At 69.2% G+C, this 14,425-nt stretch carries 15 protein-coding genes; 4 read left to right on the forward strand and 11 right to left on the reverse strand.

Annotated elements, in window-relative coordinates; translation table 11 throughout:
- Both ppsA and ACFTZB_RS32645 read right to left on the reverse strand, forming a co-directional pair.
- Positions 1–2,342, reverse strand: a 2,342-nt coding sequence (gene ppsA / locus ACFTZB_RS32640; protein ID WP_378437959.1) for a phosphoenolpyruvate synthase, incomplete at its 3' end; no start/stop codon positions are given.
- Between the two features lie 11 nt (positions 2,343–2,353).
- Positions 2,354–3,193 carry a pyruvate, water dikinase regulatory protein gene (locus ACFTZB_RS32645; protein WP_378437961.1) on the reverse strand — a complete coding sequence of 280 codons (840 nt, stop codon included), beginning with the start codon at positions 3,191–3,193 and terminating at the stop codon, positions 2,354–2,356.
- Positions 3,194–3,417: 224 nt separating this feature from the next.
- Between ACFTZB_RS32645 and ACFTZB_RS32650 the strand changes: the two genes are divergently transcribed.
- A complete protein-coding gene (locus ACFTZB_RS32650) occupies positions 3,418–4,161 on the forward strand; it encodes an NRDE family protein (protein WP_378437963.1) in 744 nt (247 codons plus the stop codon).
- A gap of 37 nt (positions 4,162–4,198) precedes the next feature.
- Here ACFTZB_RS32650 and ACFTZB_RS32655 read toward each other — a convergent pair whose 3' ends face one another.
- The 3 genes from ACFTZB_RS32655 to ACFTZB_RS32665 all read right to left on the reverse strand — a co-directional run bounded on the left by ACFTZB_RS32655 (position 4,199) and on the right by ACFTZB_RS32665 (position 6,757).
- Entirely contained in the window at positions 4,199–4,609 is a 411-nt protein-coding gene (locus ACFTZB_RS32655; RefSeq protein ID WP_378437965.1) for an HIT family protein, read from the reverse strand.
- 74 nt (positions 4,610–4,683) lie between these two features.
- Positions 4,684–6,105 (reverse strand): adenylosuccinate lyase, encoded by a 1,422-nt coding sequence (purB, locus tag ACFTZB_RS32660; protein ID WP_378437967.1) that lies wholly within the window; start codon positions 6,103–6,105, stop codon positions 4,684–4,686.
- 22 nt (positions 6,106–6,127) lie between these two features.
- Positions 6,128–6,757, reverse strand: a complete 630-nt coding sequence (locus ACFTZB_RS32665; protein ID WP_015888636.1) for a TetR/AcrR family transcriptional regulator — start codon at positions 6,755–6,757, stop codon at positions 6,128–6,130.
- A gap of 99 nt (positions 6,758–6,856) precedes the next feature.
- Between ACFTZB_RS32665 and ACFTZB_RS32670 the strand changes: the two genes are divergently transcribed.
- The gene (locus ACFTZB_RS32670) at positions 6,857–8,380 is read left to right on the forward strand and encodes an alpha/beta fold hydrolase (RefSeq protein WP_378437970.1); all 1,524 of its coding nucleotides are present in this window, start codon (positions 6,857–6,859) and stop codon (positions 8,378–8,380) included.
- On the opposite strand, the gene ACFTZB_RS32675 is transcribed toward ACFTZB_RS32670, so the two are convergent.
- From ACFTZB_RS32675 to ACFTZB_RS32700, 6 genes are all read right to left on the reverse strand, one after another.
- Complete coding sequence (locus ACFTZB_RS32675; protein ID WP_378437972.1) at positions 8,367–9,047, reverse strand: DUF998 domain-containing protein; 681 nt, start codon at positions 9,045–9,047, stop codon at positions 8,367–8,369. The genes ACFTZB_RS32670 and ACFTZB_RS32675 overlap by 14 nt on opposite strands.
- Before the next feature lie 92 nt (positions 9,048–9,139).
- Entirely contained in the window at positions 9,140–9,736 is a 597-nt protein-coding gene (locus ACFTZB_RS32680) for a PepSY domain-containing protein (RefSeq protein WP_378437974.1), read from the reverse strand.
- A gap of 105 nt (positions 9,737–9,841) precedes the next feature.
- On the reverse strand, positions 9,842–10,261 hold the full coding sequence (locus ACFTZB_RS32685; protein WP_378437976.1) for a DUF1707 domain-containing protein: 420 nt from the start codon (positions 10,259–10,261) through the stop codon (positions 9,842–9,844).
- Positions 10,262–10,317: 56 nt separating this feature from the next.
- Positions 10,318–10,605 (reverse strand): PLDc N-terminal domain-containing protein, encoded by a 288-nt coding sequence (locus ACFTZB_RS32690; protein ID WP_378437978.1) that lies wholly within the window; start codon positions 10,603–10,605, stop codon positions 10,318–10,320.
- Positions 10,606–10,696: 91 nt separating this feature from the next.
- Positions 10,697–11,863 carry a pyridoxal phosphate-dependent aminotransferase gene (locus tag ACFTZB_RS32695; protein WP_378437980.1) on the reverse strand — a complete coding sequence of 389 codons (1,167 nt, stop codon included), beginning with the start codon at positions 11,861–11,863 and terminating at the stop codon, positions 10,697–10,699.
- A 23-nt stretch (positions 11,864–11,886) separates the two neighbouring features.
- Positions 11,887–12,777: a LysR family transcriptional regulator gene (locus tag ACFTZB_RS32700; protein ID WP_378437983.1), complete on the reverse strand. Its 891-nt coding sequence runs from the start codon at positions 12,775–12,777 to the stop codon at positions 11,887–11,889.
- 149 nt (positions 12,778–12,926) lie between these two features.
- On the opposite strand from ACFTZB_RS32700, the gene ACFTZB_RS32705 reads away from it, so the two are divergent.
- Together ACFTZB_RS32705 and ACFTZB_RS32710 are read left to right on the forward strand one after the other, a co-directional pair.
- Positions 12,927–14,315 carry an MFS transporter gene (locus ACFTZB_RS32705; RefSeq protein ID WP_378437985.1) on the forward strand — a complete coding sequence of 463 codons (1,389 nt, stop codon included), beginning with the start codon at positions 12,927–12,929 and terminating at the stop codon, positions 14,313–14,315.
- Positions 14,312–14,425 (forward strand): SDR family NAD(P)-dependent oxidoreductase (locus ACFTZB_RS32710; RefSeq protein WP_378437988.1); only part of this gene is annotated, 114 nt, incomplete at its 3' end. The genes ACFTZB_RS32705 and ACFTZB_RS32710, both read left to right, overlap by 4 nt.

A 14,425-nucleotide genomic window follows, 5' to 3' on the forward strand; every position in this document is an offset into this window, starting at 1 on the left:
GTGTCCGGGTTCAGCGACATGGACTCGATGCCCTGTTCGAGCAACCATTCGGCGAGATCGACATGGTCGCTGGGCCCCTGCCCGCAGATACCCACGTACTTGCCGCGCGCCTTGCACGCCGAGATCGCCGCTGCGAGCATGTGCTTCACAGCGGGGTCACGTTCGTCGAAGGACTCGGCGACGAGCGCGGAATCGCGGTCGAGCCCGAGCGTCAACTGCGTCATGTCGTTCGATCCGATGGAGAACCCGTCGAAGTGGTCCAGGAACGCGTCGGCGATGACCGCGTTCGAAGGCACCTCGCACATCATGATGACCTCGAGTCCGTTCTCGCCGCGGCGAAGGCCGTGCGAGGCCAGCAGCGAGATGACACCTTCGGCCTCGGTGAGGGTTCGGACGAACGGGATCATGATCTTGACGTTGGTCAGGCCCATCTCGTCGCGGACGTACTTCAGTGCGGCGCATTCCATGGCGAAACAGTCGGCGAAGTCCTTCGACAGGTACCGCGACGCGCCGCGGTAGCCGATCATCGGGTTCTCCTCCTCGGGCTCGTAGAGTTCGCCACCGACGAGCTTCGCGTACTCGTTGGACTTGAAGTCCGACATGCGCACGATCACCGGATGCGGCGCGAAGGCTGCCGCGATCGTCGCGACGCCCTCGGCGACCCGGTCCACGAAGAACTCGCGGGCGCTCGGATAGGCAGCGATAGCCTCACCGATCTGCTCCTTCAGCGGCCCGTCGAGGGCGTCGAAGTCGAGCAGGGCCTTCGGGTGGATACCTATCTGGCGGTTGATGATGAACTCGAGGCGCGCGAGTCCGACACCACTGTTCGGCAGGCGGGAGAATGCGAACGCCTGTTCAGGGGTACCGACGTTCATCATGATCTTGGTGCTGATCTCGGGCATCGCCTCGATCGAGGACTCGGTGACGTCGAAATCGAGCAGCCCTTCGTACACGTAACCGGTGTCGCCCTCCGCGCACGAGACCGTCACCTCGCGACCGGCGGTGAGCGACCGAGTGGCCCCACCGGTACCGACGACGGCGGGAATGCCCAGTTCGCGCGCGATGATCGCGGCGTGACAGGTGCGGCCACCGCGGTTGGTGACGATGGCGCTCGCGCGCTTCATGATCGGCTCCCAGTCGGGGTCGGTCATGTCCGCGACGAGCACCTCACCGGCCTGGAACTCGTGCATCTGTTCCACCGATTCGAGCACCCGGACGGCGCCGGCTCCGATGCGGGCGCCGATCGCCCGGCCTTCGACGAGGACCGTGCCGGTCTCGTTGAGCCGGAACCGCTGCTGGCCGGTCACCGCGACCCGCGACTGCACGGTCTCCGGACGCGCCTGCAGGATGTACAGCTCGCCGTCGACGCCGTCTTTGCCCCACTCGATGTCCATCGGACGCCCGTAGTGCTCCTCGATCAGCAGCGCCTGGCGGGCGAGCGCCTCGACCTCCGCGTCGGTGAGGCTCAGCAGTCGCCGATCCACGGGCTCGACGTCGACGAACTCCGTCGTCCGGCCGACCGAGCGGTCGGCGGTGTAGACCATCTTGGTCGCTTTCGATCCGACGCCGCGCTTGAGAACCGCAGGACGGCCCGCGCGCAGGGCAGGCTTGTACACGTAGAACTCGTCGGGGTTCACCGCACCCTGGACGACGGCCTCACCCAGGCCGTACGAGGAGGTCACGAACACAGAGTCGGCGAAGCCCGACTCCGTGTCGATGGTGAACATGACCCCGGACGTGCCGATGTCGGAGCGCACCATCTTCTGCACGCCCGCGGACAGAGCGACGGCGTCGTGGTCGAACTTGTGGTGCACCCGATACGCGATGGCGCGATCGTTGTACAGCGACGCGAACACCTCGTGCATCGCCTGCAGGATCGCGTCGACGCCGCGCACGTTGAGGAAGGTCTCCTGCTGCCCGGCGAAGGACGCGTCCGGAAGGTCCTCGGCGGTCGCGCTGGACCGCACGGCGAACGACGCGTCGTCCGATCCGCCCGACAGCTCCGCGTACGCCGTCCGGATGTCGGTCTCGAGATCGGTCGGGAACGGCTGCTCCATGACCGCCGCGCGGATCTCGCGGCCCGCCTCGGCCAGCGCCCGCACGTCGTCGGTGTCGAGGTCGGCGAGCCGCGCGCTGATCTTCTCGGCCAGGACGGTGCCCGCAGCGCTCGGTTGATTCACGAATCGGCGGAACGCGTCGGCGGTCGTCGCGAAGCCGTTGGGGACCCGGACCCCGACGTTGGTCAGGTTGCGGACCATCTCGCCCAGAGATGCGTTCTTGCCGCCGACCTGCTCGAGATCGGCGAGGCCGAGGTCGGCGAACCATCGGACGTTGCTGTTCATGGACGGGCTCCTCAATCGTGACGGTGGGCCCTGCGTGCGAGCACTTGCAGGATGAGTGTGGACATTTCTTCGACGGATTTGGCCGACGAGTCGATGACGGGCAGGTCGTGCGTGCGGTACATCTCCTCCGCACGCTTGAGTTCGTAAGCGCACTGGCGCAGCGACGCGTACGTCGAGTCCGGGCGACGTTCCGTCCGGACCGCGCTGAGACGAGCCGCGGTGGTGATTATCCCGAAGCAGCGGTCCTGCAGATGCAGGATGGGGCGTGGCAGGTCGGTGCTCACCAGATCCTCGTCGACCAGAGGGTAGTTCGCGACACGAAGTCCGTGTTGCAGTGCGAGGTACATGGTCGTCGGGGTCTTCCCGCAGCGCGACGGCGCAACCAGGATCACGTCGGCCTTGTCCAGCGTGCGAACACTTTGGCCGTCGTCGTGTTCGATCGCGTACTCGACGGCCTGCATACGCGCGTTGTAGCGCTTGACATCGCCCACGCCGTGCAGGCGCGCGGGGGTCCGGGCGCCCCGGGTGCCGAGGATGGACTCGACCTGCTGCATGTGCATGTCGAAGAAGTCGATCACCGGTGCGCGGGTCCGCTGCAATTCGTGACGAACGTCATCGAGCGCGGCCGTGACGAACACCAGGGGTGTCATGCCGCGGTCCATCGTGGCGTCGATCCTGCGGACGACCTCGCGGGCGTCGTCGGGCGTGGTGATGAACGGGATCAGTGTCCTCTCGAACCGGTGGTCGGGAAAGTGCAGGAGCAGGGCGTTGCCCATCGTCTCCGCGCTGATCCCGGTGCTGTCCGAGAGGAAGAAAACCGGGATCGTGTCACCGGCATACGTCTCTGTCACCGGTCCATTCCTATCGTCGCCGTCACACGGTGGGCTCCATCCTTTCCTAGACGCTTTTCGAGCTGTCAGGCAGGTCGCAAAACGGGCCGTTGACGAGGTGTTCACGGAGGTCGCGGAGCATCTCACCCCGGCCTCCCCTGCCAGCGGTATGTCCTCGGCCCGGCAGAGGGGGTGCACGGCTACGCTCGGGCCTGCAACCGTATACCCGAGGAGGAAACGTCCGTATGTGCCTGGTCCTGTTCGCCTGGCATACCCGCCCCGACCTGCCCCTCGTCGTCGCGGCCAACCGCGACGAGTTCTATGCCCGCCCCACCGAACCGCTGCAGCGATGGGACGCCGGCTTCGTCGCGGGCCGTGATCTGCTCGCAGGCGGAACGTGGATGGGCATCTCCGACGCCCTTCGATTCGCGGCCGTCACCAACGTCCGCGACGGCGCCCCCGCCACCGGGCCACGGTCGCGCGGGGCCCTGCCCGTCGACTACCTCCGCGGCCTGCTCTCACCCGCCGACCACGCCGAACAGGTGGCCGCGACCGGCGCCGAATACGGCAGCTTCAACCTGCTCGTCGGCGACCCCGCGGAACTGTGGTGGGTCACCAACCGGCCCCACGGTCGCAGGCAACGCGTCGAACCCGGCGTCCACGGCCTGTCCAACGCCGAACTCGACACCCCGTGGCCGAAGGTGACGGGCGGCAAGCACGCGTTCGCGGCCGCGCTCGCCGCGGACGACGGCAGCCCCGACGCGGATCCGGGCGCGTACTTCGACGTGCTCGCCGACAGCGACCCGGCGCCGTGGGACGCGCTGCCCGACACGGGCGTCGAACCCGAACTCGAACGCGCCCTCTCGTCCCGGTTCATTCGCCACGGCGAGTACGGGACGCGGGCGTCGACCCTGCTGCGGGTCCGTGCGGACGGCACCTACGACATCACCGAGCGACGCTTCGACGAGAACGGCCCCCTCCCCACGTGAGCGGCAAAGTGTGCTCCCGCACGCTTTGCCACTCACCTCAGAGGGAGGAGCGGATGACGCCCGCCGTCTGGTCGAGCGCGACCCGACTCGGCGACTTCGGCATTCCGCGCAACCCGAACCCGTCACCGGCAGTGCGCGGCACCACGTGCAGGTGGACGTGGAAGACCTCCTGGCCGGCGGCGATCCCATCGGCCAGGAACAGGTTGACTCCCTGAGCCCGCATCGGCCCGTGCCGCAGCGCGGTCGCGATGCGCTGCCCCGCCGCGAACACCGCCGCGCCGTCGCCCGGGTCGAGGTCGGCGAGACCGCTCGCGTGCCGCTTCGGGACCACCAGCAGATGTCCGGACGTCCACGGCCGGATGTCCATGAACGCCATCACGTTCTCGTCCTCGTGCACGACGCTGGCGTCGGAACGGCCCGACACGATCTCGCAGAAAATGCAGTTCACGTAGGCACCTCCGGTGCTTGTGCGTGGTTAACGAGTGCAGGCACTCGTCAACCACGCACGGGCGGCGGAGCCGCCTACAGGATGGGGGACGGCTGGTAGGCGGCCGCCTCGGGGTTGGCGTCGACGAGCTTCTGCACCTGCGCCACGACGGTGGCGACCTGCGCCTCGGCGGCACCGATGAACGCCTTCTTGTCGGCGAGGGCCTCGTCGAGGGCGGCCCGGTCGAGGGGCAGGCGGTCGTCGGCGGCGAGACGGTCGAGGAGGTCGGGCTCCTTGCCCTGCTCACGCATCGCGAGCGCGACGGCGACGGCGTGTTCCTTGATGACCTCGTGCGCGGTCTCCCGGCCCACTCCGGCGCGCACCAGCGCCATCAGGACTTTGGTGGTGGCGAGGAACGGCAGGTAGCGGGTGAGTTCCTTCTCGATGACGGCGGGGTAGGCGCCGAATTCAGCGAGCACCGTCAGGAACGTCTCGATGAGTCCGTCGATCGCGAAGAACGCGTCCGGCAGCGCGACGCGGCGCACCACCGAGCAGAACACGTCGCCCTCGTTCCACTGCGCGCCGGCCAGTTCGGCGGCCATCGACGCGTAGCCGCGGAGCACGACCTGCAGTCCGTTGACGCGCTCGCAGGATCGGGTGTTCATCTTGTGCGGCATCGCCGACGACCCGACCTGGCCGGGCTGGAAACCCTCGGTGACCAGTTCGTGGCCGGCCATCAGGCGGATGGTGTGCGCGAACGACGACGGCCCTGCCGCCACCTGCACCAGCGCGGACAGCACGTCGTGGTCCAGCGACCGCGGGTACACCTGCCCGACGCTCGTGAACACGTGCGAGAAGCCGAGGTGTTCGGCGACCTTCTGCTCCAGCGCCTCCAGCTTGGACGCGTCGCCGTCGAGGAGGTCGAGCATGTCCTGCGCGGTGCCCATGGGGCCCTTGATGCCGCGCAGCGGGTAGCGGTCGATCAGCTCCCGCAGGCGGGTGAGCGCGACGAGCAGTTCGTCGGCGGCGGACGCGAACCGCTTGCCGAGCGTGGTGGCCTGCGCCGCGACGTTGTGCGACCGGCCTGCCATGACGAGGCTGCTGTACTCGGCGGCCCGCTCGGCCAGCCGGGCCGCGACCGCGACACCGTGTGCGTGGACGTGCTCGAGCGACCGCAGGACCTGCAGCTGCTCGACGTTCTCGGTGAGGTCGCGGCTGGTCAGCCCCTTGTGAACCTGCTCGTGGCCGGCGAGGGCGTTGAATTCCTCGATGCGGGCCTTCACGTCGTGCCGGGTGACGCGCTCGCGGTCCGCGATGGAGTCGAGGTCCACCTGCTCGAGCACCCGCTCGTAGTCGGCGAGCGCCTCGGCCGGCACGTCGATCCCGAGTTCCGCCTGGGCCCGCAGCACGGCGAGCCACAGCTGACGCTCGAGGACGATCTTGTGCTCGGGCGACCACAACTCGACGAGTTCGGGGCTGGCGTAACGGTTGGCAAGGACGTTCGGGATGCGGCTCACGAGTCCTCAGTTTACGGCGGCGCTACAGCTCGACGTGGTCCGGCCGGTCGAGGGCGGGCGCGACGACGTCGACGACGTCGAGCAGCATCGCCCGGGCGAGTGCCCGCAGGTCGGGGTCGTGCTCGCCGAGCGCGGTGACCACGGCTCCGTCGACGACGGCGACGAGCCGCCGGAGTTGCTCCTGCCGGACGTCGCGGTCGGAGCGCCGCAGCGCCTCGGTGAGGACGTCGTCCAGTTGCGCGCGCAACCGCAGTTGGACTTCGCGCAGTTCGGGGCGGCGCGCGCACGCGGTGAACCGCTCGTACCGGGAGATCAGCCTCTCGCGGCAGTCCTCACTGATGAGGGCCGGTCCGACGAGCAGGTCGAGGAGGAGGTCGACCGTCGATTCACGGCCGCGGCGCCGGTGCGTGACGTCCTCGACCCGGCCGCGCATGACCGCGAGGTCGCGGTTGCCGTTGCATTCGACGGCCTTCGCGATCAGGTCGTCCAGAGACTCGAAGTAGTAGGTGGTCGACGCGAGCGGAAGGTCGGCGCGGGTGGCCACCGAGCGGTGCCGGACCGCGTCGAATCCGCCCTCGAGAAGGAGATCGGCGGCAGCCTCGACCAGCGCCTGTCGGCGCCGTTCGCCCTTCGGAGTTGCCGCGGATGACACCAATTCATCCTGCCAGCCGCGGGTGCCGCACCAGGGCAGATTGGGCGACAGACCGCGAAGTATGTGGGTGGCGGCGCGCAGCCGCGTAGCGTCGGGACGATGCGGGTGTCGGTGCGGATGCTGGCCCTGGGATGCGCGGCGGCGGCGCCGATGGTCCTGGCGCCTGCGTGCGGGTCCACCGGCGATCCGGCACCCGATCCGGTGCCCGTGTTCACCGCCACTGCGTGCCCGTCGCCGAACGTCCCGGGACTGCCGCAACTGGACCTCGGCGCCGAGTTCAGCTGCGGCACCCTGACCGTGCCGGAGGACCGCTCCCGTCCGGACGGGCGACGCATCGACCTGGCCGTGACGCGGCTCGGTGCCACGTCCGCGACCCCGCGACCCGACCCTCTCGTCTACCTCACGGGAGGTCCGGGCGGGCCCGCGTCGGCGAGCGCCGCCCAGGTCGCACCGCTCGGGCTGAACCGGGACCGCGACGTCCTGTTCCTCGGCCAGCGCGGCACCATGCATTCCGACCCTTTCCTGGCATGCCCCGAGATCGACGAGTTCCAGGCGGCGCAGACGGGTCTGAGCCCGCTCGATCCGGCGACCGCACCGCTCGGCGTGGAGGCGACCCGGACCTGCCGCGACCGGGTCTCCGCAGGCGGTTACGACCTCGGCGCGTACGACACCGCGGAGAACGCCGCCGACGTCGCGGATCTGCGGGTGGCTCTCGGCCTCGGCGAGTGGAACGTCTACGGCGTCTCGTACGGCACCGACCTCGCGCTCACCGTGCTCCGCGACCACCCGGACGGCATCCGCAGCGTGGTGCTGGACTCGGTCGTGCCGACGCAGAACAACATCATCGAGGGCTTCTGGCCGGGCGCGGCCGAGGGCTACCGGGCACTGTTCGACGCGTGTGCGGCGCAGCCTGCGTGCGCCGCGGCCTACCCGGGCCTGGCGGACGAGTTCACCGCGACCGTGAACCGCCTGGCCGTCGCTCCGCTGACCGTCGACCTGTCCGGCAGGCGCGTCGTGCTCGACGGGTACACGTTCGCGAATCTGGTCATCCAGCAGAGCCTCGCGCCGGGCAACTACGCCGGACTCCCGGCGCTCGTCCACGCGACCGCCACCGGCGACGGCGTCCCGGCCGCGACCGCGCTGCTCGGCACGGTGACGCCGCCCGACCTCATCGGTTACGGACTGACGTTCGGGGTGTTCTGCGGTGAGCAGACGGCGTTCACCGACCGTGGGCGGGTTGCCGCCACCGCGAAGCGGGTGCTTCCGGACTTCCCGGACGCGGTGCTGTCGCTGGTGCCGCAGGCGGCCCGGATCTTCGACGACTGCGACGTCTGGGACGTGCCCGCGTCCGGCGCCCGCGTGCACGAGCCCACGGGTAGTGACGTGCCGACCCTGCTCCTCACCGGATCGCTGGACGCCGTTACTCCGCCGTCGCAGGCGCGCACCGCTGCCGGCACGCTGTCGCGGTCCGAGGTGCTCGAGTTCCCCGGGCTCGGCCACGACGTGCTGCAGTCCTCGGACTGCGCCCCGGCCGTCACGGTCGGATTCCTCGAGCAGCCGACCGGCGATTACGACACGAGTTGCCTGACACGGGTGCAGATGCCGGTGTTCACGACCGGGTGAGTGCCGAAGGCCGGCAGGCGAGGCGACGGAGCCGCAGGGCGATCGCCACCAGCGCCGGGAACGTCACGACGAGCAGTGTCATCCGCTGGAGGAGCCCGGCGACCTCGTGCAACGGTGCGCCGCCCGGCATCGCGAACCGGCCGAGCACCACGAAACAGCCCAGACCGAGAATTCCGGCGATCCCGACGTACCGCGCCAGGCCGCGCCACCGCGGATCGGCGGCGAACCGGCGCGACAGCACCACCAGGGCGAGGGCGCTGCACGAGAAGAACGTGACCCCCGCGATCACGTGGTGGCCCGGGTCGTAGGGCTCCCCTGCCGGATCTTCGCGCAACGGGAACACCGCGGCGAGTATCAGCCCCACCGCCGCCACGCCGAGCAGAGCGGGCCCGGCCCAGCCGTACCGCGTTGTCGCGATGCCGCGGTGCAGTCCGATCGCGAAGATCGTCAGCAGCACGGCGAAGACCAGGAAATTCACCTGTTGGATCCATCCGCGCGGGTCCGCCTCGAGAGCACTGATCGGGTCGGCGACCCGGCTGTAGTCTTCTCGGCGCACTGCCTCCTGGACGAGAAATCCCGCGGTGAACAACACCGGACCCGCGACACCCGCGCGGGCCGCCCACCGCTGGAAGCCGGGGCGTGACACGCGAACTGACGTGGTGACCATGACCACGACGCTAGGGCGACGTCACCGTCCGGGCATCGGGCAACGTACCCATCTTCCCGAGACGGTCATCTGCGTCGTTCTACCCACCGCGGTCAGTTGTCGGGGAGGACGGCCCCGGTCGCCTCGTCGACGTTGATGTCGTAGTCCCAGCCCTTGGCGTCGCGGATGTGAATGTGCCACACCGGCTTACCGTCCCGCTGCTGCTGCTCCGAATTCGCGACCGTCCCGCCCGGGACCGTCGCGAGGGCGATCTGCTCGGCCTGCTGCTGGGTGACCGCGCCGGCGGGCGGGGCGGGTGCGGCCGTCGTGGTGGTCTGCCCGTCCTGGCTGTCGGACACCACGGTGCCGGTCGCCGCGTCGACGTTCACGTCGTAGTCCCAGCCCTTGGCGTCGCGGATGTGGACGTGCCACACCGGCTTACCGTCCCGCTGCTGCTGCTCCGAGTTCACGACCGTGCCGCCCGGGACCGTCGCCAGCGCGGTCTGCTCCGCCTGTTCCTTGGTGACCGCCGCGGCCCCTGCCGCGCTCGTGGCGGTCGGCGACGACGTCATCGCAGCGGTGGCCGACATCGTGGCACTGGCGGACGTCGACGGGGTCTCGCTGCTGTCGGAACCGCATCCGCCCAGCAGCAGCGCGGAGGCCGCGACTATCGGGATCAGGCTCGCACAGCGCACAATTCTGCTGGTCATCGTGGCTCCTCGATCGCTCGACGGCGTCAAACCTGCCTGTCAGAGTACGGGAGCCACAACCGACCTCGCGGTAGTTTTCGCCAGTTCTCGGCCCGAGTCAGACCCTCACCACGCCCGGCACGACCGCCGTCCGAAGCTGCGCCGGGCGAGCACGAGCCAGACGATGGGCAGGAAGACGAGCGGGGGGACGCGGACCAACGCGACCCACAGGATCGCGGCGAGGATCGCCACCACGAACACGAGTACCCGCAGCGCCGCCGCCTCCCGACCCGGGTCGCGTCGCACGCGCACCCGTTCGGGTTCGGACGTGAAGCGCTGCTTGTCCGGAAGGTCCGCGAACAGCGGCACGAGGTCGCCGGCGGTCTTGGCGAGATACGCCGCCCGCACCCGCGCGTCGAACTCGTCGGTCTCGAGCCGCCCGGCTGCGAAATGGTCGGCGAGTGCCGCCGCGGCTTGCTCCCGTTCCACGGTCCCGATGCGGACTCCGCCAGGAAGGGGTGGCTGTGGATGACTGATGTCGCTCATGTCGTCGCCTCGCGCCTGGTTTGTAACACTGTAATCCTAGCCACAGTGTAGGCCTTCTATTCCTGGTCGTGCCCTGGGAAACCTTGCCGGCGCTGTTCCTCCGCACGTTCGCGGCACCGCCGCACGAACTCGGCTTCCTCCGGGTCGGCGGGCAGCCGATCACGAGGAATCTTCTGCGGCCGCCCGGCCACCAGCCAGAGCACCGAGCCGACGAGCGGAAGCAGCAGTACTATCACCAGCCAGCCCTCCTTCGAGAGGTTCCGGAACTGGTCGTCGTCGGTGGTGACGGCGTCTGCGAAGCACAGGACCCACAACACGAATGCGAGCAACGCGACGTACAGCATCGCCGTTCTCCTTGCCTGGCGCGCCCGAACACGCAGTGCGCCCAAGTCCATCGAACAACTGCTGCGACGCCGCCGCAAGAGCGAACTACGGCTACAGCCAGCGGCCCAGTCGCACCAGGGATTCCCGGACCTCGGCCGTGGATCCGGCGAACGACAACCGGACGGTCTTGTCTCCGTGGACGGTGTCGAAATCGATGCCGGGGGCCAGCGCCAGACCGGTGTCCTGCAGCAGCCGCGAGCACCATTCCGTCGACGTCGCGCCGTGGGTTCCGCCGAGCAGGTGCATGATGTCGGCGTACACGTAGAACGCCCCGTCGGCGGGCGCCAGGTCGGCGATGCCCAGCTCCGGGAGACCGGTCAGCAGCAGCTCCCGGTTCACGGCGTAGCGCTGCACGTGGCCGTCGAGTTCGGCCCTCGATTCCTCGGTGAACGCCGCGATCGCCGCGTACTGCGAGATGGCGGGCGGGCACACCGTCATGTTCGACGCCAGCCGCTGCAACGGCCTGCGCAGCCCCTCGGGGACCAGCATCCAGCCCAGCCGCCAGCCCGTCATCGAGAAGTACTTGGACACCGAGCCGACGACGACGGATTCGCGGGACGTCTCCCACGAACTGGTCATCGCCTGCTCGCCGTATCCGATGCCGTGATAGATCTCGTCGGAGATCAGCAACGTCCCGTGGGCGTCGCACCAGCGGGCGAGGGCGGCCAGTTCGCCGGGGTCTATGACGGTGCCGGTGGGGTTGGCGGGGCTCGCGACAATCAGCCCGGCGGGCGGCTCGGGCAGGGCGTCGAGCATCGCGACCGTCGGCTGGAACCGGGTGTCGGCTCCGCAGTCGATCTCGATGACGTTGCAGCCGAGCGCGGCGAGCGTGTTCCGGTAGGCCGGGTAGCCGGGGCGGGCGACCACGACGGTGTCGCCGACGTCGAAGGCGGCGAGGAACAGCAGCGTGAACGCGCCGGAGGAACCGGTGGTCACGACGACGTCCTCGGCGTCGACGTCGATTCCGTATTTGCCGGCGTGATATCCGGCGATCGCCTCCCGCAGCGGCAGGATCCCGAACGTCTCCGTGTAGCCGAGCAGGTGCCCGTCGAGCACTTCCCGCGTCGCGCGGAGCACCGGCTGCGGCGCGGGCGTGGACGGCTGCCCTGCCGCGAGCGTCAGCACGTCGCCGTGGGTGCGCTGACGTTCGGTGGCGGCCTTCCACACGTCCATCACGTGGAAGGTCTGGATGTTGGACCGCTGGGATTCGGGACGCACCCCATGACGCTAGCGTGAGCTGCTCACTCCCCCGCCAACGCGTCCCGCTGCGATTCCACCGTCTCCCGGATCGCCCCCACCACCGCCGCGACCTCCGGTCGTCGCAGCGACTCGGGCCGCGCCACGAGCCAGTACGCCAGCGTGGCCTCGACCTGCCCGGGCAGCACCCGCACGAGGTCGTCGTGGCGGTCGGCCATGAAGCACGGCAGCAGCCCGATGCCTGCCGACGCCCGGGTGGCCTCGACGTGCACGAACACGTTGGTCGACGTCACCGATTCGCGCATCGAGACGGTGAGGCGGCGCGCCAGGTCGAGTTCGTCGACCTGGAGCATCGAGTCGATGAAGTAGACGAGTGAGTGATCGGCCAGATCGCTCACCCGCGTCGGGGTGCCGTGTTCGGCCAGATACGACCGCGCGCCGTACAGGCCGAGGGTGTAATCGGCCAGCCACAGCGCCTCCGCCCGGTGCACCTGCGGTTTGCCTACGACGATCTCGATGTCGAGTCCCGAGCGATGCTGCGACGCCCGGCGGGTGATCGCGACGATCTCCACGGACACGTCGGGGTGCCTGCTGCGGATCAGCGCGCCCGCGGGCGCCGCGATGTAGGCGCTGAACCCGTCGGTCGCCGACACGCGCACGACGCCCTTCAGGTGGTCGGCACCCCCGGGTTCGGCGACGAGTCCGTGGACGGCGGCCTCCACGCGTTCGGCTGCGGTCAGCGCCTGCCGCCCGAGGTCGGTGAGCTCCCACCCGCCGGTGGCCTTCACGAGGACCCTGCCGCCGAGGCTCTTCTCCAGACTCGCGATCCGGCGCGAGATGGTCGTGTGGTTGACCCCCAGGTCGTCGGCGGCGGTGTTGAAGCGGCCGGTCCGCCCCACAGCGAGCAGGACGAGGAGGTCGTCGGCGCTGGGCATGGACGTTTCCGGGGTCACTTCTGCATACTTGCACATGCGGGTTGCAGGTTGCGTCATTGTGTGCGCACAAATATGCATCAATACTCGGCAGGACCAATGAACTGTGCCCCCAGTCACAAAAGGGTGCGGAGTGTGAAGAGGAGCGACAGATGAGCGTCGACGAAACAGCGCACGCGAAGGAAGCCCCGCCGTCCGGGCTGAAGAAGGTGGTCGGCGCATCCATGGCCGGCACCGTCGTCGAGTGGTACGAGTTCTTCCTCTACGGGACCGCGGCGACGCTCGTGTTCAGCAAGGTCTTCTTCGCGGCCGGGGGCAACGAACTCGACGCGATCATCGCGGCGTTCGTGACCTACGCCGTGGGCTTCGTCGCCCGGCCGCTCGGCGGCATCGTCTTCGGTCACTTCGGCGACAAGTTCGGCCGCAAGCAACTACTGCAGTTCAGCCTCCTGCTCGTCGGCACGGCCACGTTCCTGATGGGCTGCCTGCCCACCTTCGGCCAGATCGGGTACTGGGCCCCCGCCCTGCTCGTCACGCTCCGCTTCATCCAGGGATTCGCCGTCGGCGGCGAGTGGGGCGGCGCGGTGCTGCTGGTGGCCGAGCACAGCCCCGACAAATCCCGCGGCTTCTGGGCGTCGTGGCCGCAGGCCGGTGTGCCCGCGGGCAACCTCGTCGCGACCGTGGTCCTGCTGATCCTCACGACGACGCTGTCCGACGAGTCCTTCCTCAGTTGGGGCTGGCGTGTCGCGTTCTGGCTGTCGGCCGTGATCGTCCTCGTCGGCTACTACATCCGCACGAAGGTGACGGACGCGCCGATCTTCATCCAGGCGCAGAAGGAAGCCGAGCACATCAAGGAGACGTCGTTCAGCGTCTTCGAGGTACTGAGGCGCTACCCCCGCGGCGTGCTGACGGCGATGGGCCTGCGTTTCGGCGAGAACGTCATGTACTACCTGGTGGTCACGTTCTCGATCACCTACCTCAAGGTGGTCGTCCACACGGACACCGCGCAGATCCTGTGGTGGATGCTGATCGCGCACGCCGTGCACTTCGCGGTAATCCCGCTCGTCGGCCGGCTCTCCGACACCATCGGCCGCCGTCCCGTCTACATGATCGGCGCGCTCACCGCGGGCACGTGGGGCTTCTTCGCCTTCCCGATGATGAACAGCGGGCACAACGCCGTCATCCTCGGAGCGATCATCATCGGCCTGGTGTTCCACGCCTTCATGTACGCCGGCCAGCCGGCGATCATGGCCGAGATGTTCCCGACGCGCATGCGGTACTCCGGCGTCTCCCTCGGCTACCAGGTGACGTCGATCGTGGCCGGTTCGCTGGCGCCGATCATCGCGACCAGCCTCCTCAGCAAGTACGACTCCGCCGTTCCGATCGCGATCTACCTGGCGATCGCCTGCCTGATCACCGCCGTCGCCGTCGTCGTCGCCCGCGAGACGAAAGGCATCTCGCTCGAGTCGATCGACGCGGCGGACGCGCAGATCCTCGCGGACGAGAAGGCCGCGGACGCGAAGAACGAGGTCCGGGCATGACCGAACAGAATCTGGCCGGGCGCACCGCGCTCGTCACCGGCGGCGCCAGCGGCATCGGCGCGGCCTGCGCCCGGGCACTCGCCGCCCGCGGAGCCCACGTCACGGTCGCC

Origin of the sequence: Rhodococcus sp. NPDC057014, from assembly GCF_042673295.1 — a bacterium.
In the GTDB taxonomy this organism is placed as follows: domain Bacteria; phylum Actinomycetota; class Actinomycetes; order Mycobacteriales; family Mycobacteriaceae; genus Rhodococcus_F.